The organism is Amaricoccus solimangrovi, assembly GCF_006385685.1.
Taxonomy (GTDB): Bacteria; Pseudomonadota; Alphaproteobacteria; order Rhodobacterales; family Rhodobacteraceae; genus Amaricoccus; species Amaricoccus solimangrovi.
In genome coordinates this window covers 25,325-43,635 of record NZ_VFRP01000030.1, presented here as the reverse complement: position 1 = coordinate 43,635, position 18,311 = coordinate 25,325, and the positions used below count along the sequence as shown (strand labels likewise).

At 68.1% G+C, this 18,311-nt stretch carries 13 protein-coding genes and 2 pseudogenes; 4 read left to right on the top strand and 11 right to left on the bottom strand.

The window, feature by feature from the left end:
• The 4 genes and pseudogenes from FJM51_RS20000 to FJM51_RS19985 all read left to right on the top strand — a co-directional run.
• On the top strand, window positions 1-401 hold a 401-nt coding region (locus FJM51_RS20000), incomplete at its 5' end, for a pyruvate kinase alpha/beta domain-containing protein (protein ID WP_306419453.1).
• Window positions 402-403: 2 nt separating this feature from the next.
• Window positions 404-676 (top strand): annotated as a pseudogene (eno, locus tag FJM51_RS19995) (phosphopyruvate hydratase); the annotation flags it as partial.
• Window positions 677-773: 97 nt separating this feature from the next.
• A complete protein-coding gene (locus FJM51_RS19990) occupies window positions 774-962 on the top strand; it encodes a hypothetical protein (protein WP_140455905.1) in 189 nt (62 codons plus the stop codon).
• 152 nt (window positions 963-1,114) lie between these two features.
• Window positions 1,115-2,605: an integrase catalytic domain-containing protein gene (locus tag FJM51_RS19985; protein WP_181164663.1), complete on the top strand. Its 1,491-nt coding sequence runs from the start codon at window positions 1,115-1,117 to the stop codon at window positions 2,603-2,605.
• A 34-nt stretch (window positions 2,606-2,639) separates the two neighbouring features.
• On the opposite strand, the pseudogene FJM51_RS19980 reads toward FJM51_RS19985, so the two are convergent.
• From FJM51_RS19980 to selD, 11 genes and pseudogenes are all read right to left on the bottom strand, one after another.
• Window positions 2,640-3,723, bottom strand: a pseudogene (locus tag FJM51_RS19980) (IS110 family RNA-guided transposase).
• A gap of 353 nt (window positions 3,724-4,076) precedes the next feature.
• Window positions 4,077-5,450, bottom strand: a complete 1,374-nt coding sequence (locus tag FJM51_RS19975; protein ID WP_140455903.1) for an efflux transporter outer membrane subunit — start codon at window positions 5,448-5,450, stop codon at window positions 4,077-4,079.
• Window positions 5,447-8,572, bottom strand: coding sequence for an efflux RND transporter permease subunit (locus FJM51_RS19970; protein WP_140455902.1), 3,126 nt, complete (start codon window positions 8,570-8,572; stop codon window positions 5,447-5,449). Before FJM51_RS19970 ends, FJM51_RS19975 begins: the two co-directional genes overlap by 4 nt.
• Window positions 8,573-8,576: 4 nt before the next feature.
• Entirely contained in the window at window positions 8,577-9,776 is a 1,200-nt protein-coding gene (locus FJM51_RS19965; RefSeq protein WP_140455901.1) for an efflux RND transporter periplasmic adaptor subunit, read from the bottom strand.
• Between the two features lie 197 nt (window positions 9,777-9,973).
• Window positions 9,974-10,672 carry a GntR family transcriptional regulator gene (locus tag FJM51_RS19960; RefSeq protein ID WP_140455900.1) on the bottom strand — a complete coding sequence of 233 codons (699 nt, stop codon included), beginning with the start codon at window positions 10,670-10,672 and terminating at the stop codon, window positions 9,974-9,976.
• A gap of 191 nt (window positions 10,673-10,863) precedes the next feature.
• Window positions 10,864-11,712, bottom strand: coding sequence for an HpcH/HpaI aldolase/citrate lyase family protein (locus FJM51_RS19955; RefSeq protein WP_140455899.1), 849 nt, complete (start codon window positions 11,710-11,712; stop codon window positions 10,864-10,866).
• Window positions 11,713-11,755: 43 nt separating this feature from the next.
• The gene (locus FJM51_RS19950) at window positions 11,756-12,421 is read right to left on the bottom strand and encodes a lactate utilization protein (protein WP_140455898.1); all 666 of its coding nucleotides are present in this window, start codon (window positions 12,419-12,421) and stop codon (window positions 11,756-11,758) included.
• A gap of 78 nt (window positions 12,422-12,499) precedes the next feature.
• Window positions 12,500-14,230, bottom strand: a complete 1,731-nt coding sequence (locus tag FJM51_RS19945) for an ABC transporter permease (protein ID WP_181164662.1) — start codon at window positions 14,228-14,230, stop codon at window positions 12,500-12,502.
• A 111-nt stretch (window positions 14,231-14,341) separates the two neighbouring features.
• On the bottom strand, window positions 14,342-15,406 hold the full coding sequence (locus tag FJM51_RS19940; protein WP_181164661.1) for an ABC transporter substrate-binding protein: 1,065 nt from the start codon (window positions 15,404-15,406) through the stop codon (window positions 14,342-14,344).
• The gene (locus tag FJM51_RS23920) at window positions 15,403-17,103 is read right to left on the bottom strand and encodes a UGSC family (seleno)protein (protein WP_438502770.1); all 1,701 of its coding nucleotides are present in this window, start codon (window positions 17,101-17,103) and stop codon (window positions 15,403-15,405) included. The genes FJM51_RS19940 and FJM51_RS23920 overlap by 4 nt, the downstream gene beginning before the upstream one ends.
• Window positions 17,104-17,146: 43 nt before the next feature.
• A complete protein-coding gene (selD, locus tag FJM51_RS19930; RefSeq protein WP_140455894.1) occupies window positions 17,147-18,220 on the bottom strand; it encodes a selenide, water dikinase SelD in 1,074 nt (357 codons plus the stop codon).
• Window positions 18,221-18,311 lie beyond the last annotated feature (91 nt).

Sequence of the window (18,311 nt, the reverse complement as noted above, 5' to 3'; positions counted from 1 at the left end):
TGACGCGGGAGGCCGCCGCCGTGCTGCCGGTGAAGGCCCTTGTCACCTACATCGACTCCGGGGCGACGAGTCTCAGAACCGCCCGCGTCCGCCCGCCCGCGCCGATCGCGGCGCTCACTCCGAGCCCCGCCGTCGCGCGCCAGCTCGCGCTCGTCTGGGGCACCTTCCCGATCGTCACCCCGCCCGCCGAGGGGGGGCGCGCCATCGTGGCCATGGCCTGCGGGGCCGCCGCCGACCGCGGCTTCGCAGGCGCGGGTGACATCATCGCCATCGCCGCTGGTGTGCCTTTCGGCGTTCCCGGCAGTACGAACCTGCTTCGCATCGAGCAGTTACCGGTGGAGCTCGACGGAAGCCCGCGCAACGCCGCGCGCGCCGACATGTTCGAAACCGAAAGGGTCTGACCATGTCGGTCATCATCGACGTCGTAGCGCGTGAAATCCTGGACAGCCGGGGCAACCCGACCGTCGAGGTCGATGTCCTGCTCGAGGACGGCGCCATGGGGCGCGCGGCGGTTCCCTCCGGCGCCTCGCCCGGCGCGCACGAGGCGGTGGAGCTGCGCGACGGCAACGCGTCGCGCTTCGGCGGCAAGGGCGTGCTGAAGGCGGTCGAGTCGGTGGACGGCCCGATCGCCGAGGCGATCACCGGCCTCAGCGCCACCGACCAGGTGGCGATCGACAGCCTGTGAAACGGCGCTTCGACGCGCTCGAGCTTTCCGCCGCGCTCAGTTTCGGGTACGGCGACGTCGAGATCACCGAAGCTGGAGGGGCACACCCGTGCCCGCCGACTACGTCCAGTGGTCGACCTCCGGCCAGGTCCGCGCCGCGTACATCCTCGGCGGCGACCGCGCCATGCCTCGCATCGGCCTCGGCTTCGATCATTTCGCCTCGGCGAGCTTCACCGAGGGTGGCGACACCTTCGCGCGGCTCGATGTGAACGCAGAAGGCCGGAACGGCGCCCGCTGAACTCGAAACCAACGCATCATGAACAGGGGTCAGTTCTTCGGTGCGACAACGGGGCGCATTGCCTCATTGAAACTGTTACCGGCGGCTGAGCCGGATAGCGTCGCGCGAGGGAGTGACCTTGTCGCGGAGCACGGATGGTTCGGAGGATCAGCATGGCGACGCGCGCGGAGCTCTTGGCGGCTGTGGGAGATCGGTATCGACGCGGCGATCGTGATGAGCGCGGCCGCATCCTCGACGAGTTCACCGCGCTGACCGGCTATCACCGCAAGCACGCGATCCGACTGCTCGCGCGGGAGCCCGTGCCGAAGGCGAAGCGGCGCGGCCGACGGGCGAGCTATGGCGCCGAGGTGCGGGCGGCGTTGCTCGTGCTCTGGAACCTGTCGGATCGGGTCTGCTCGAAACGGCTCCGGGAGATGATCCCGCTGCTCTTGCCGGCGGCGATCCGTCATGGGGTCATCGACGATGCCAGCGATCTCTCCACCCAACTCCTGAAGGTGAGCCCGGCGACGATCGACCGGCTGCTCGCGGAAGCGCGCATCTCCGCTCAGGCGGGACGCCGACGGAGGGCTGGCATGAGCTCGGCGATCCGGCGCGAGGTTCCGGTCCGAACGTTCAACGACTGGGGCGATCCGGCGCCCGGTTTCGTCGAGGCGGATTTCGTCGCGCATGGAGGCACCGATGTCGCGGGATCCTTCGTCCAGACCCTCGTGCTGACCGATATCGCGACCGGCTGGACGGAGTGCGTGCCGGTGGTGACGCGGAGCGCGCCCCTGGTGGTCAAGGAGCTCGAGGCGGCGATGGCGCTGTTTCCCTTCCCGCTCGGGGGCATCGATTTCGACAACGACGGCAGCTTCATGAACGACCAAGTCGTGCCATGGTGCCGCGCCCATGGCCTGACGGTGACCCGGTCTCGCGCCTACAAGAAGAACGATCAGGCCTGGGTCGAACAGAAGAACGGGGCGATCGTCCGCCGCCTCATCGGATACGGGCGCCTCGAAGGTCTCGATACCGCGCATTCCCTGGGCCGGCTCTACGCCGCTGCCCGCCTGCACGTTAACCTTTACCAGCCCTCGTTCAAGCTCAGATCGAAGGTCCGGATTGGCGCGAAGGTGCGCAAGACCTGGGATCGGCCGACGACGCCGGCGGCGCGCCTCCTGGCGCGTGAGGATCTTTCCCCGGCGACACGGGAGCGCGTGCTCGAGCTACGCGCGGCATCCGACCCGGTGGAGCTCATGCGCCTGATCCGCCAGGCTCAGGACGAGCTGGGACAACGGGTGGATCGGCGCGGGTTGAAGGGCGCGCGAGAAGCCGAAGCCGCGCCCGTGACGGAGCAGGATCGCACGACGGTCGCGAGCATCGCCCGGTCGGAATCGCCTCCCCGGCTTCACCGTCGGGCCTATCGCAGAACGAAGCCGATCCAGCGTCGGCCGTCGCGCCTGGATCCCTATGTCGCCGAAGTCCGCGTCTGGCTCACTGTCGATCCGACGCTGACCGCGGCTGCCATCCAGGAGAGGCTGACCCATCGCAACGGCGGCCATCTGGTCGGGCCCCGCTCGGTCCAGAAACTTGTAAGGCTCCTCCGCGTCGAGCTGCTCGAACAGGAGATCGCGCTCATCGCGCGCTCCCTCAACAGCGCCGCATGATGCGCGAATGGTGAGGCTCGGCTCGGTAACATTCTCACTTGCGGCAATACGCGGGGTCAAATCCCCAGTTCGTTTGACAGACGATGATCGCGACCGTTTCCGTGTCTCGGGTCATGCGGAAGTCCGTGCCGTCCATCCACATGCGGTGAAGAGCCACCCCGATGCGGCGCGCCACCGCGACCGTCGCGCGCTTTTGCCCACGCCGGCCGGCCACCCGCGAACCCCAGGCTTTGAGCCAGCAGGGGCGAGCCCGATGCATCATCACCGTCGCCGCGTTGAAACAGGACGGTTCGCAGCATCGCGTCTCCCGCCTTGGTGATGTGCCCGACGAGATCGCGTTCACCGGACTGATCGCGTCGGGGCGTCAGCCCGACCCAGGGACCGACATCGCGGGACGAACGGAACCTTGCCGGATCATCGATGGCCGCGCGGACGGTCAGCGCGACCACGGCGCCGACGCCGGGCATCGTCATCATCCGCCGGCAGACCTCGTCCCGCCGGGCGAGATCGCGAAGCCGACCCTCGAGGACGGACAACTCCGCTCGCAGCGCCGCGCGAGCCTTCAGGATGGCGGTGGCCGCTGCCTCGAGCATGGCATTGTCCGCCAGAAGTTCGCGGACTCGCGCCTCATAGCGGCTTGGGCTGATCCGACCGAGCTTCAGACCGAAGTTGCGAAGCACACCGCGCAGCGATTGCTCGATGTCCAGCGCGGCTTTCTGGACCGCCCCGCGGGCGCTGAGCAAAGCGCGAAGCTCCTGCGCGGAAACGGATTTGCAGTGGACGGGGCGGATCCAGCCCATGCGGAGCAACTGGGCGATGCCCTCCGCGTCCCGGCGATCTGTCTTCACCGGTATCGCCTTCAGCACCGCCTTGACCTGGCGCGTTTCCATCAAGACCAGTTCGAAGTCGGCTTCGGCGAGCTCGCGATGGAGCCATTGCGAGAGCGGTCCGGCCTCAAGGCCGATCGCCTCGATGGGCCAGGGCAGCTCGCGGAGGAACGCGACGAAGGCCTCGGGCTCGCTGACCACCTGCGCGCGCTTCAGGATGTTTCCGTGCTCGTCGAGCACGCAGAACGCCGAACTCGCGAGCGATACGTCGATGCCGATGAAGGCTTTCATGCCGTCTTCCTCCCCGATGCCGGACGCGCCCAGCGTATCCGCTCCAGGCCGCCCCATGACGACATCTTGAAAGCCTGGCGCGTGTCACCGACAATCCCACCGTCAGGCTGCCCGCCGTGGCCGCCTGAGCAGGCTCGGACCTCTCCGAAGGTCGGCGCTCCTACACCACCTCCGCTGACACGACCCATCGACGCCTACGCCACGCGCGTGGGCGGGCTGCCCGCGCTCGCCAGCGTCCTCCTTCCGATCGGAAGCGGCATGGAGGTAAGTCGCCTGGTCGGGTGAGGGTGACGCGGGGCCCGGCCGACAGCTTCGCCGTCCCGCGGAACCGGCGGCTGAGCCGCGCGGCAATGTCACGGGCCGGCGGCCCAGCCGCGACCGGCAGCGATCTGGAGTGAGACCCAGTCAATTGCGAGGCTGCGCCGGGAGAGGGCGAGGGCGAGGGCCGTGGTTCCGGCCGAGCGTTCGGCATCGAGAAAATCGAGGAAGGTGGTGGTGCCGGCCTCGTAGGTCTGCTGGGAAAGATCACGGGCGCGGCCGTAGTTCTCCGTCGCCGCCCGCTGCGCGGATAGCTCCCGGCGGCCGCGGATCGTGGCTCCCTGCGCGGTCTGCACGTCCTCGACGGCGGAAAGAACGGTCTGGCGCCAGCCGAGCTCGGCCTGCTTCGCCTCCGAGATCGCCTGATCGCGGCTCGCGCGCAGCAGGGGCTGGTTCAGGACCGGAATGACGAGGGCCGGGCCGAAGCTCCAGCTCGACGGGTTCGAGGCTGTGATCGCCCCTGCGAGGTCCAGGCTCGGATAGAGGCTGGCCTCCGCCACGCCCACGTTCGCGACGGCGGCGGCGTAGCTCCGCTCGGCGGCGCGGACATCGGGACGGTTGCGCAAGAGATCGGCGGGGATGCCGGCCCCGGCGCCCGCCGGGGGACGGGGCTGCGCGGCGCCGCGCTGGAGGCTCGTCATCAGGGGGGCCGCCGGCGTCGCGAGCAGCGTCGCCATGGCAAAGACCGAGCTTGCGAAGCCTTGCTCGAACGCGGGCAGGGTCGCTCGTGTCTGATCGAGCAGCGCCTGTGACTGGAGCACATCGAGATCGGTGGCAAGGCCGACGCTTTGCTGGCGTTTCACGAGGTCGCGGGTCTGCTGGCGGCTCTCGATCAGGCCGCGGGTGATCGCGGCGGCTTCCTGATAATAGCGCGCATCGACATAGGCTCCGACAAGGCTGGAGAGGAAGGCGAGCCGCGCGGTCCCGACATCGAGCTCACTGGCCTGGAGTTGAGCCGTCGCCTGTTCCTGGGCGCGGCGCTCGCCGCCGAAGAGATCGATGACGAGATCGGCCGCGGCGGTCGCGGAGGACTCGGTCGCGATGGAACCCTGCTGCTTCGAGCGGCCGGTGCCGGCGGCGATATCACCCGAGACGAGCGCGGGCAGACCGGTGGCGCGCAGGACCGCCTCGGACTGGTTGATCCGCTCCACGGCGGTCAGAATGTCGAGGTTCTGCGCGAGACCCTGATCGGCGAGCGCGTTCAGCGTCGGATCGCCGAAGCCGGTCCACCAGCGTTCCAGGGCAACGTCGCCGTCGCTCGCCGCGCCGCTCTCGGCGAAGCGGGAGGAGAGCGAGATCGAGGGCGCGTGGTAGTCGGGGCCGACGGCGCAGGCGGCGAGCAGGCAGGCGACGGGGACCAGAGCCAGACCCGCGGGCGGGCGTTTCAGGAGGCTGAGCTTCGACGTCATCCGGCGGGTCTCATTCCCTGGCTGGGCGTCGCGCGTTTCCGGCTGCCGAAGGTCCGGCGGACCACGACGTAGAAGGCCGGCACCATGAACACGCCGATGAAGGTGGCGGTCAGGATGCCGCCGAGCACGCCCACGCCGATCGCATTCTGCGCGGCGGCGCCCGCGCCGGTGGCGATCGCGAGCGGAAGCACGCCGAGCGAGAAGGCGAGCGAGGTCATCAGGATTGGGCGAAGCCTCAGATGCGCGGCCTCCACCGTCGCGTCGAGCAGGCTCTCCCCCTGTTTCTCGAGATCGGCCGCGAATTCGACGATCAGGATCGCGTTCTTCGCGGCGAGGCCGATGGTGGTGAGGATGCCGACCTTGAAATAGACGTCGTTCGCCTGGCCGAAGAACAGGGCGGCCGCCAGCGCGCCGAGCACACCGACGGGGACGGCGAGCATCACCGAGAGCGGGATGGTCCAGCTCTCATAAAGCGCGGCCAGGCAGAGGAAGACCACCAGCACCGAGAGCGCGTAGAGATAGGGCGCCTGGTCGCCCGACTGGCGTTCCTGGTAGCTGATGCCGGTCCAGGCGACGGCGTAGCCGCCGGGGAGCTGCGACACCAGCTCCTCCATCGCATCCATCGCCGTGCCCGAGGAGACGCCCGCGCCCGGCTCGCCCGAGATCTGGAGCGCGGTCGAGCCGTTGTATCGGGCGAGGCTGGGCGTGACCGGCGCCCAGCCGGTGGTGACGAACGCGTGGAACGGCACCATCTCGCCCGTGTCGTTGCGCGCGTACCAGTCGTCGATGTCGCCCGGCTGCATCCGGTAGGGCGCGTCGGCCTCGACGATCACGGGCCGGAGCGAGTCGCCGAGCACGAAATCGTTCACCTCGTCGCCGGCGAAGATCACCGAGAGCATCTGGTTGAGGTCGGAGAGGCTGAGCCCGAAGCTCTCCGCCTTCTGCTGATCGATGTTGATGCGGAGCGCGCTTTCCGCGTCGACGCCCTCTGCGACCACGTTCGCGACGCGCGTATCGCCGGCCGCGGTCTGCTCCAGCGTCTTCGCCGCTTCGATCAGCGTGTCGATGCCGGCGCCGGACTGGTCGACGAGATACATCGAGAAGCCGGCGGTATTGCCGAGCCCCGGGATCGCCGGCGGCTGCATGAACAATACCTGGCCCGCGCGATAACCTGCGAAATGCCGGTTGGCCCGGGCCGCGATCGCGCTCGCGGAGAGGTTGAGGTCGGTCCGGTCCGCGAAATCCTTGAGCCTCGCGAACATCATCGCGGTGTTCTGCCCGGTGCCCGCGAAACCGAAGCCGAGCGCGGCGAAGGTGGACGCGAGGCCGTCGGGTTCCGCGCTCTTCAGATACCGCTCCACATCCTCGACCGCGGCGATGGTCTGCGCCTGCGTCGCGCCCTCCCCGAGCTGGATCCGCGCCATGACCGAGCCCTGATCCTCCGAGGGCAGGAAGGACGAGTCTATCCGGCCGTAGAGCTGCCAGGCGCCAAACACCAGGAGTCCGAGGACGAGCAGCATCCAGAAGGGGTGAGCGACGATGCGCCGGACCGCGGCGGCATAACCCCGCGTGAGCGCGTCGAAGCCCAGGTTGAACCAGCGCGCCGGCGCGAAGCCTTCGCCCGCGTGGGGCCTGAGCAGGATCGCGCAGAGCGCGGGGGTGAGGATGACCGCGACCAGCACCGAGAGCAGCATGGCGGTGATGATCGTCGCCGAGAACTGCCGGTAGATCACGCCGGTCGAGCCGCCCATGAAGGCCATCGGAAGGAATACGGCCGAGAGAACCAGGGCGATGCCGATGAGCGCGCCGGTGATCTGGCCCATGCTCTTCTCCGTCGCCTTCATCGGGGAAAGTCCCTCGGTTCGCATCAGCCGCTCCACGTTCTCGACGACGACGATGGCGTCGTCGACGAGCAGGCCGATGGCGAGGACCATCGCGAACATGGTCAGCGTGTTGATCGAATAGCCGAGGCCCCAGAGCACGGCGAAGGTGCCGAGGAGGACGACGGGCACGGCGACGATGGGAATGAGCGTCGCGCGCCAGTTCTGCAGGAAGACGAGGATGACGAGCAGGACGAGGACGATCGCCTCGATCAGCGTGTGGTAGACCTTCTCGATCGAGGCCTCGACGAAGGGCGACGTGTCATGCGCGATCCGGAACTCGACGCCGGAGGGGAGGGAAGGCGCGAGCCTGTCGAGCGTGGCGCGCACCGCCGCGGCGGTGTCGACGGCGTTGGCCCCGGTCGCGAGGTTGACGCCGAAGCCGGCGGCGGGCAGGCCGTCGAAGCGCGAGTTCGAGCCGTAGTTCTCCTGGCCGATCTCGACGCGGGCGACGTCGCCGAGCGTGACCGCGGCGCCGGTCTCGTCCGTCTTGAGCAGGATGTTCTCGAAGTCGGCCACTGTCCGGAGTTGGCTCTGCGCCGTCATCGTCGCGGTGAATTGCTGGCCCCGCGTGCTCGGCAAATCGCCGAGCGAGCCGACCGAGACCGTGGTGTTCTGCGCCTCGACCGCCGAAGTGACGTCGTTCGGCGTCAGCGCGTAGCGCGCCAGTGCGATCGGGTCGAGCCAGATCCGCATCGCATAGCCTGAGCCGAAGACATTGAGGTCGCCGACGCCCGTGGTGCGCAGGACCGTGTCCTCGACCGAGTTGGTCAGGATATCTCCGAGTTCGACCGGACTGCGCTTGCCATCGAGGGAGACCAGGGCGCCGACCATCAGGATCGACGAACTCGAGCGCCGGACGCGGACGCCGCGCTGCTGGACGCTGGTCGGAAGCTGGCTCTCGATCTGGCGGATATTGGTCTGGACTTCGTTCTGCGCTTCGATCGGATCGACGCTCTCGTCGAAGGTCAGCGTGATCGAGGCCGAGCCCTCGCTGGAGGTCGAGACCGTGTAGAGCAGGCCGTCGATGCCGGTCAGCGCGTCCTCGATCGTCGTCGTCACCGAGTTCTGCACCGCCTCCGCCGTCGCGCCGGAATAGGTGGCGGAGACGCGCACGGTCGTCGGCGCGATGTCGGGATATTGCGAGACGGCGAGCCGGGTGATCGCGAAGCCGCCCGCGAGCATCGTCACGATGGCGAGCACCATTGCGAAGATCGGGCGGTGAATGAAGAAGCGGGCCATGCGGTCAGTTACCGGCCTCGGCCGGCGCCGCCTGTGCGTCCGCGGGTGCCGCCGGGGCGTCCTGAACCAGCCCGTCGGCGCCGATCGTCACCTCGGTCGGTTTGATCTTGGCACCCGCGCGCAGGTTCTTCAGGCCGTCGACGATTAACTTGTCGCCCCGGTCCAGCCCTTCGTTTACGATCCAGGCGTTCTCGTAGGATCCAGCGTCGGCCAGCGTCACCTGAACTGCCTCGCCGCTCCGCGCGACGAAGGCCGTCAACACGCCCGTCGAGGAGCGGCTGGTGGCGATCTGCGGGACGAGGATACCTTGGGTGGTACCGAGCATCGCCTGAACGCGGAGGAACTGGCCCGGCAGGATCTGGCGGTCGGGGTTCGGGAAGCGGACGCGGATGTTGAAGGTGCCCGTGGTCTGCGAGACCAGGATGCCGGGGCTGACGATCTCGCCCGTCGCGTCGTAGACCTGCCCGTTCTCGAGCGTCAGCGTCATGCCGATCTTGTCGCCGAGCTTCAGGCTGCCCGCCCGGACCCGCTCCCGAACCCGCAGCATCCTCGCGCTCGATTCCGCCACGTCGACGTAGACCGGATCGAGCCGCGTCACGGTGGTGAGCGCGTCGGTCTGGTTCGCGGTGACGAGCGCGCCGACCGAGACCGCGGCGACGTCGGGGATGCCGTCGATCGGGCTCCGGATCTCGGTCCAGTCGAGTTCGAGCTGGGCGGTCTTTAGCGAGGCCTGCGCGCTCTTCAGCGTCGCCTGCGCCTGCAGGAGCGCGACCCGGGCCGCGTCGACGGTCTCCTTGGTGACACCGGCGCCCTCGAGCTGTGTATAGCGGTCGAGCGTGACCTGGGCCGCCTGCGCCGCGCTGTCCGCCTGCGAGACCGCGGCCTCGGCGGCGGCGAGGTTCGCCTGGTAGCTGTCGTCCTCTATGCGGAACAGCACGTCGCCTACCTTGACCGGGACGCCGGGCCGATACGGGATGTCCTTGATGACGCCCTCAACCCGCGGGCGGATGTCGGCCTGTTCGAACGCGACGGCCCGCCCGGGCAGTTCGACGGTGAAGGGCACCGCCTGTTCGGCGACATCCATCACGCCGACCGGCTTCGGATCGCTGGACTGCCCGCCGCGCCCCTGCGCGAGCGCGCCGCCCGCCGCGACTGCGATGAAGGCGGTAGCCAGGGCAAGCCGCGGAAGCCGGCCCCTCAGCATGCGGATTGTCTCTTCATGAACTGCTCGAACGCTTCGAAATGATGGATCGTTTGACGCGCGAGCGGGCGGGTTCCGTCGCTTCACGCCGCGGTTGCCCCCGCTCCTCGCGTCGAGTTGATGATCTGCCATACGGAAAGATCGAGCCGCGCACCTTGCCCGAAACGCTTCCTTCCCGAAGGGCCGCGCCCGTGCCAGAATCAGGACACGTGTTTCGTAAGCACGAGCGCGTCCCTCGAGACGGCGATCATCGCTTCCTTGACGCTGTCGACGTGACGCCGTAGCGCCGCCTGCGCGGCCTCGGGGTCGCGGCGGCAGATCGCGTCGATGATCTCGAGCCACTGCGGCAGCGAGACCTTCGCGCGGCCCGGGCGGAACGACAGGCGAAAGCGGTGGCGGGCGTTGCGGTCGCGCAGCCGCTCGAGAACTTCCCGTGCGACGACCTGCCCGGAGGCGGCGACGTAGGTCAGGAAGATCCGGTGCGTCGTGCTCGCGAAGCCCGCGACGTCGTTTTCCGCCTCGAACCTCTTGAGGTCCTCGCCGAGCGCGCGGAGCGTCGCCGCCTCGGCGTCCGTGATCCGCTCGGCCGCGAGGGCGACGCAGAGGCTCTCCACGGCCAGCCTCACATCGGCCAGCTGGAGCGCCTCCTCGAGAGTTACCACCCGCACGCGCGCGCCCCGGTTTGCGACGCGCTCGACGAGACCCTCGTGTGCGAGATCCATAAGCGCGATCCTGATCGTGCCGCGGCTGACCTTGAGGAGATCGCAGAGTTCCGCCTCGATGAGGCGCTGTCCGGGCGCGAGGTCATTCTCGAGGATGGCCTGGCGGATGCGGTCGGTGACGGCAGCCTGGGCGAGAGGCTTCGCCGACTTCGACGAATCCACCTTCAACTGCTCCATGCGACAGAACTCTCCCGCGATACTCGTCCCCCGCCGGCACCAGAGCTAGGTCACGATAGCGAGATCGTCAACCAGATCGTCCATCAATGTTGCGGGCGGCGGCGTCTCGGCCCCGTCCGAGCGGACGCCGAACGCGGCGCCCCTGGATGGAGGCGCCGCGGCAAAGGCGGCCTGTGCCCGCCCGATCGCGCTCACTCCTTCGCGGCGCCCGCGCGCTGCAGAACTCCGCGGGCCTGCGCGAGCCGCGGACGGTCGATGAGCCGCGCCCCGACCGCCAGAGATCCCCGCCGCGGCTCGGCCTCGAAGGCGGCGACGATCGCCCGCGCCGCCGCGACCTCCTCGGCGGTCGGCGTGAAGGCCTCGTTGATGACCTCGACCTGGGACGGATCGATCGCGAGCTTGCCGGTGAAGCCCTCGCGCCGCGCGGCCTCGGCCTCACGCCGCAGGCGCTCGACATCGGTGACGTCGCGGAACACGCCGTCGACCGGCTGCGCCCCCGCCGCTCGCGCCGCGGTGAGGCAGAGCGACCGGGCGAGACGATAGGTGAAGCTGAGGCTTCCGTCGGCGTCGAACTTCGACGAGGCGCCGAGCGCGGTCGAGAGGTCGTCGATGCCGCAGCTCATCGTGGTGAGCGAGGCGGCGGCGCCGATGAAGGAGTCCATGCCGAAGAGGCTCGCGGGCGTCGCGCCGACCATCGCGTGCAGCCGCCAGCTGGCCTCCATCACGTCCATGGCCAGACGACGGACCTGCTCGCCTTCCTCGGCCTTCGGCAGCACGAGACCGTCGAGTTCAAGCTCCTCGCAGCAACCGATGTCCGGACCCGAGAACTCGCTCTCGAGCGGATTGATCCGCACCCAGCGCGATGGGCCCCCGGCGGTCCGGGCGCCGAGGCCCCGCAGGATGTCGCGCGCGCGCGCCTTCTCGCTCGCCGCGACGCTGTCCTCCAGATCAAAGATCACGGCGTCGGCGGCGGAGCCGAGCGCGGCGGCGATCTTCTCCTCGTTGTCGGCGGGCACGATCAGCCAGCTTCTCGGGGTCATTGATGCCTCCCTGAAATCATCATTCCGATGTCCGCGCGGGCCATCACAGACCCAGGTCCTCGTTGACGAGGATCACGCAGATCTTGCCCTGCTCGACCGGCTGGTTGCCGTCGATGATCGCGGTGTAGCGCAGCACGCCCCAGCCGAGGCCGTCGTCCTTGCGGTGCTTCAGCCGGTGCCGCCAGGCGTTGACCGGGCCGGCCCAGTCGCGGATGCGGCGCAGCGCGTCGTCGACGTCGGCGCAGATCTTGTTGCAGCCGCAGACGATGATGACCTTCTTCGGGCCGAACATCATCGCACCGACCCGGTTGCCCGAGCCATCGGTCGAGACGATCGTGCCGCCCATGGTGATCGCGTTGGTGCCGGTGAGATAGATGTCCGAGAGCAGCGTCATCCGCTGCATCTTGCGGCGCTCCTCGCGCGGGGGGTTGTAGCCCTGCACGTCGGTCCGGACCGGGTTGATGAACTCGTTCGTGCCCCGTTCGGTCAGCGCCTCGAACACGCCGATCTGGTTCAGCGTGACGGAGTCGCCCCGGCCGAGCTGGGCGCCTTCCGGGATCAGGTCTAGAACCAGCTTGAGCGCGTCCTCGCGGGTCTCGACGAAGTAGCCGTCCATGTACTTCTCGCGCAGGTTCTTCACGACCGTCTCGGCGCGCTCGCGGTTGTACTGCTTGATCTCAGCGCTGAGATCGGTATCGCCCATTGCCATGGCGTATGCTCCTGATTGCAGGGTGAGGCACGCCGCGGTAGCCGTCGCACGGCGCCCCGCGGCGGTCCTCGGAGGGGTTCAGCGCGCGCGTGCCAGATTGCGGTTGTTGAGCCACAGGACCAGAATGACCAGCACGGAGGTGATCACCCAGATGATCAGCGCGAAGGCGGTCATCATCGGGAAGTTGCCCTGGAGCCAGAGGTCAAGCAGCACGCTGCCGACGACGGGATTGGATGTGCCCGCCAGGATCGCCGAGGCTGTCACCTCGCCGAGGATCTTGATGAAGACGAGCACCCATCCGGCCGCGAGGCCGGGCAGCGCCAGCGGAACCAGGATCCTCCACATCGTCGTTCCCTCGGAGGCGCGGAAGATCCGAGAGGATTCCGCGAGTTCCCGGCCGATGAAGCTCGCGGCCGACTTGGCCGAGGCCGAGGCGTAGGGCAGCTCCATCACCGCGTGGGCGAGCAGAAGGATCCAGATGGTGCCATAGAGGTCCAGCGGCCAGCGGCTGAAGGCGAGGATGAAGGCGACGCCCACCATGCTGTGCGGCAGGGTCGCCGGCATCGAGGTCACGAAGTCCACGATGCCGTCGAAGCTGCGGCTGAACAGCCCCTTGCCGGTCTGTCCGGTGGATTGCCGGGCGTAAAGCCGGAGAAAGGCCGCGACCGCCATGAAGATCGTCGCGCCCATGGCGGCGAGGATCAGCGAGTTGACGAGCGCCCGGATGGTGGTCGGGTTCTGGGTCAGGATCCGCGTGTAGTTGGAGAAGGAGAGGCGCTCCCAAGGGACATTGGCGGTCCAGAACGGCTCCAGCGAAACGATGAAGAGACCGATCAGAGGCAGGACCAGCGAGATCAGGATGTAGCCGATCACGATGGCCCGGGCGACGTGGCGGAGCGCGCCGAGGCTCGCCATCGTGCCGCGCACGCCACGACCGCCGATCACCGCCTGCCGTCCGCTCGGCACCAAACGCCACTGGATGCCGCGCAGCAGCAGGACGACCGCGAGCATGCCACCCGCGAGGACGATCGCCGCCTGCTGGTTGGGCGGATACTGCGTGAGATAGGTCCAGATGCTGACCGAGATCACCTCGACGCCGGCGCCGGTGCCGAGGATGACGGGCACGGCGAACATTGCGATCGCGTTGATGACCGACAGCAGCCACGCCTCGAACAGCGCCGGCCGGATCGCGGGCAGGGTCACGCGCCACCAGGTGCGGATCGGACCCGCCCCGAAGATCCGAGACGCTTCCTCGACCGAGGGATCGAGGCTTCGGAGCGCGGCGGCGATGATGAGATAGATCGCCGGCACGAGATGGACGGTGTAGGCAAGCAGCATGCCGCCCCAGGAGTAGACGTTGATGGGCCCTTCGCCCGATCCGGCGGCGAAGCCGAAGACGTCGCGCAGGATCACGTTCACCATGCCGACGCGCGGATCGAAGAGCACGACCCAGCCGAGCACGCCGGTGATGGAGGGAAGCATCAGCGGCGCCACGGGCATGAAGGTGCCGAGGCCCCGGATGCTGCCATCGGTCCGCTCGTTGATGATCGCGAGCAGCGAGCCGAAGGCGAGCGCGAGAATGCTGCTCCCTCCCACGATCAGGAACGTGTTGAGAAGCGTGCCCCAGATGGAGGCGTCGATCCCGAGGCCATCCTCGCCGGGATTGGCGATGACCCGCTCGATGAGCAGGAACACCGGATAGAGGACGAGGAAGCCGACGCCGATCAGGAGCGCGGTGGCCAGCAGCCCGATCGGGTTGGAAAACCAGCCGGGGCGGGCCATTCGCGCCGGACCGCTGGCGACTTGCATGTTCGGCATTCTGGAAAAACCCTTCGATCTTCGGGATCGGAGTTTCTTCGGCGCGCGTCTGCCCGCCGGACTGGCGGCGTCGCCAGCCCGGTTGTATCGCGATGTTTCGCCTCAGAGCCCCATCAGCTGGATGATCTTGTCCTTGTTGGCCGCCGAGGATTCCATGTCCGGCGGTACGAAGCCCGGCTTCAGCTCACCGGTGCCGGGGGTGTTGTTCGGCGAGGCGGTGTGCTCGTTCAGGATCTTCTGCCCCTCCTCGCTCATGACGAAGCTGACGAAGAGCCGGGCGGCGTTCGGGCTCGGCGCGTTGGCCGAGATCGCCACGGGCGACATCACGCCGGTGTAGGGTTCGCCCTCCGGGATGATCGCCTGGACCGGCGCGCCCATGTCGATCATCGACTGGGACTGGGTGGTGGACGCCGGGAAGTACGCCGCCGCGGCGCCCGACGCGAGCTGCTGGATCGCCGACGGGCCGCTGTCGAAGAGCCTCGGGTCCTGCTGCCCGAGCTTGGTGAGGAATTCCTCGCCATAGGTCTTGAGCATCAGATCGTAGGCTGCGAAGGCCACCAGGCCGACGCGCTTGAGATCCACTGTGACGATCTGGCCCTTCAGATCGGGACGCAGCAGATCCTGCCAGCTGGTGATCGGTGCTTTCAGATTGTCGGTGTTGATCGCGACCGTCTGCGGATTGATCGACACGATCACCGAATGGTCGTTCTTGAACTCGGCGGGCCAGGCGTCGAACCCCGGGATCTGGCTGGCATCGATCGGCGCGATCCAGCCCTTGGCCGAGAAATCGTCGATCAGGATCGGATCGCCCGTCAGGATGACGTCCGCCACCGTCTTGCCGGCTTCCGCCTCGGCCGAATAGCGGCCGGCGACGTCGCGGGAGTTCAACCGCTGATATTCCAGCGTGATGCCGTACTTGTCGCTCATCGCCGCGCTCAGCGCGGCGATGATCGACTCCTCGGACGCCGTGTAGAGCATCACGTGACCCTCTTCCTGGGCCGCCGCGATGAGCGCCTCGTCCTGCGCGGCGGCCGGAAGGCCGAGGCCCAGGCCGCCGGAGGCGCCGAGGAGGGCGGCCAGTCCGGCGGCCCGCATCAGGTCGCGACGGCCGAACCCAGCCGCCCTGTCGCTCGGAAGGCCCCCGAGGGCCGTGATTGGTCGCTTCATGTCTGTATCGCTCCCTGTTTCTTCTTGTTCCGGGTTTCCGCCAGCAGTTCGCCCCACTTCTCCGGCAGCGCGATCTTCCTGGTGACGGGAAAGCCGATGTAGCCGTTGCCCGAACCGATCATCGTGTGGTCGCGGTCCGGATCGCCGGCGACGACGATCAGGAAATCCTCGGGCTTCGAGACCATCTGGATGTCGCGTTCCACGTCCATCGAGGTGCCGAGCTGTTCGGGCCAGCACTTCTCGTTGATGCCCCGGTAGAAGCGGTTCAGGATCATGCCGGACAGCCGTGAGACGCGGAGCTTGGCATTCTCGTAGAAGTGCTTGCGCACCCGCTCCTTGGTCCATCCCTGGTCAGTCAGGACCTTGAGGATCGCCGGCGTGATCACGACGAGCGGCCGCGTCACCATCCCCCGGAAGAAGAACTGAATGAACATGTTGTTGTCGGCCATACGGGCCTCGATGTTCTTCAGGATCTGCTCCGCGTTCGGATCGCCCACCTCGATGGCCTGGGTCATCTCGGTGCAGGCGGTAATGGTCACGACGTTCTCGCCGTATTCGTAGCCCTCCTCCTGCGCGTGCGTGGGCCAGCCCATCTCGTGGGTCAGGTCCTCGCTCTCCGCGAGCACGATGCGGAAGTTGCCGCCGAAGCAGCCCTTGTCCGTGCCGTGCGGGATGAAGCCGCAGACGTTGCGCATGTACATGCGCCAGAACCGGCCGACGCTGGTGTTCGCCTGGAAGCCCGGCCGGAGCGCGGCCTGTCCAAAGTTGAACCCCAATTCCTTCAGGATCTTCCCGTTGACGATGATCTGCGTCTCGGTCGCGGGCGTGTGGCCGAGGTGTTCGTGGCCGAACACCGGATCCATCATCGCCTCGACGATGGCGACGAGCACCGGCATGTACTCGGGCCGGCAGCCCGACATGACGCCGTTCACCGCGACGCTCCAGACCGTCGCGTCGCGCGAGTCCGGCAGGGCCTTGCCCAGCACCTCCTCGGGCTTCTTGTCGGTGAAGCGCAGGAATTCCTCGACCCTCTCGAGCGTCGGCGGAACGACCGGCAGGCCCTCGCTCCAGTCCTTCTCCAGGAAGTGCTCGTTGACCTCCTCGAAGGTGCCTTCGAAGATGATGTCGCGCATTCCCGGCTCGCCTGCCATCCGCGCTTCCGGCGGCTGAACGGTCAGGCCCTGGATGACCTGCTCCAGCATCGGACCGGCGACGGTCTTCTCGAGCTGGTCGTCGGGAACCATGTTCACATGACCCTGGTGGATCGTGTGCGGGAGATTGGGCATCCCCAATCCCTTCGCCGTCATCTTGCCCTGGTTCACGAACCCGGAGCAAAGCATGGTGACGGTCGGATAGCCCAGTTTTTCAACAAGTACGCTGGCACGCGTCACGGCGGCCGTGCAGGAGCCTCAACAGCCTACCCCGCAGATCACGGCGTCGACGCCGAAATCCTTGAGCTTCTGCGGCAGTTCCTCGAGCACCTTGTGCTCGTTGGCGCCGTGGATCTCGCCGAACTCGCGCCAGGAGACGAAGGTGATGTTGGGGTAGCGCGCCTTGAGCTCGCGCTCCCAGACGTCGAACATGATGTCGCCCTTGAACACCCAGTCCCAGAGCTCGGCGACCACCTTGCCGTCGAGATCATCGAGGCGTTTCGCGAGCTTGTGGCCTGTGTGCTGGCGCGGGCTGGATGGCCACACGACCTTGTAAGTGCTCTCGTCCGTCACCGGATCGTCTCCTCTTTCATGCATTCACGCGAAGGCGCGGCGCGTCGGACGCGTCCACCCCGCCGATCACCGCCGCCTCGGCGAAGCCGTGGCGGCGGAAGGTTGCGAGCACCGCCTCCGCGGAGGCGGGATCGCAGGTGACGAGCAGGCCGCCGCTGGTCTGCGGGTCGCTCAGGAGCGCCCGGTCCTCCGCCGGGAACCCCGCGGGCAGCACCACCTCGTCGCCGTAGCTCGCCCAGTTGCGGGCGGAAGCGCCGGTCACGAAGCCGCGGCGCGCGAGATCGCGGACCCCGGCGAGCAGGGGCGTGGCCTCCCAGTCGAGCCGGATGTCGCATCCCGAGCCTCGCGCCATCTCGAGTGCGTGGCCGGCGAGCGCGAAGCCCGTCACGTCGGTCATCGCATGCACGCCCTCGATGCCTGCGAGCTCCGGCCCGGGCGTGTTGAGCCTCGTGGTCGTCGCGATCATCTGCGCGTAGCCATCGGCGTCGAGCGCGCCCTTCTTCAGGGCCGCCGACATCACCCCGACGCCGAGCGGCTTGCCGAGGATCAGAACGTCGCCGGGCCGGGCCGCCGCGTTCGCGCGGACCCGGTCGGGATGGACGAGCCCGAGCGCGACCAGGCCGTAGATCGCCTCGACCGAGTCGATCGTGTGCCCGCCGGCCACGGGGATTCCGGCGTCGCGGCAGGCCGCCGCGCCACCGCCGAGGATGGCGCCGATGGTCTCGTGCGACAGCACGTTGATCGGCATGCCGACGATGGCGAGCGCCATGATCGGCGTTCCGCCCATGGCATAGACGTCGGAGAGCGCGTTGGTGGCGGCGATCCGCCCGAAATCGGCCGGATCGTCCACGATCGGCATGAAGAAGTCAGTCGTCGCCACCAGCGCCTGGGTATCGTTGAGCTTCCAGACCGCCGCGTCGTCGGAGGTCTCGATCCCGACGAGCAGCTGCTCGGGCACCGGCATCGCCGCCTCCCCGCGCAGGATGCGCGACAGCACGCTCGGCGCGATCTTGCAGCCGCAGCCGCCGCCATGGGACAGCGACGTCAGCCGCGGCTCCTCCGGCTTCGCCAGCGTATCGGTCGCGATCATCCCTTCCTCCCCGGATCCCCTCGGACCCATGTTCCCGTGAACATAGCGCGTCGGACAGGCCGTTCGAACCTCACATCACAAAGTTGGAACG

Bases quoted from the DNA above. Each gene is read 5' to 3' on its own strand.
- FJM51_RS19950 (WP_140455898.1), bottom strand. From the start codon at position 12,421: ATGGCAATGGGCGATACCGATCTCAGCGCTGAGATCAAGCAGTACAAC.
- FJM51_RS19945 (WP_181164662.1), bottom strand. From the start codon at position 14,230: ATGCAAGTCGCCAGCGGTCCGGCGCGAATGGCCCGCCCCGGCTGGTTT.
- selD (WP_140455894.1), bottom strand. From the start codon at position 18,220: ATGATCGCGACCGATACGCTGGCGAAGCCGGAGGAGCCGCGGCTGACG.
- FJM51_RS19975 (WP_140455903.1), bottom strand. From the start codon at position 5,450: ATGACGTCGAAGCTCAGCCTCCTGAAACGCCCGCCCGCGGGTCTGGCT.
- FJM51_RS19970 (WP_140455902.1), bottom strand. From the start codon at position 8,572: ATGGCCCGCTTCTTCATTCACCGCCCGATCTTCGCAATGGTGCTCGCC.
- FJM51_RS19960 (WP_140455900.1), bottom strand. From the start codon at position 10,672: ATGGAGCAGTTGAAGGTGGATTCGTCGAAGTCGGCGAAGCCTCTCGCC.
- FJM51_RS19965 (WP_140455901.1), bottom strand. From the start codon at position 9,776: ATGCTGAGGGGCCGGCTTCCGCGGCTTGCCCTGGCTACCGCCTTCATC.
- FJM51_RS19985 (WP_181164663.1), top strand. From the start codon at position 1,115: ATGGCGACGCGCGCGGAGCTCTTGGCGGCTGTGGGAGATCGGTATCGA.
- FJM51_RS19940 (WP_181164661.1), bottom strand. From the start codon at position 15,406: ATGAAGCGACCAATCACGGCCCTCGGGGGCCTTCCGAGCGACAGGGCG.
- FJM51_RS19955 (WP_140455899.1), bottom strand. From the start codon at position 11,712: ATGACCCCGAGAAGCTGGCTGATCGTGCCCGCCGACAACGAGGAGAAG.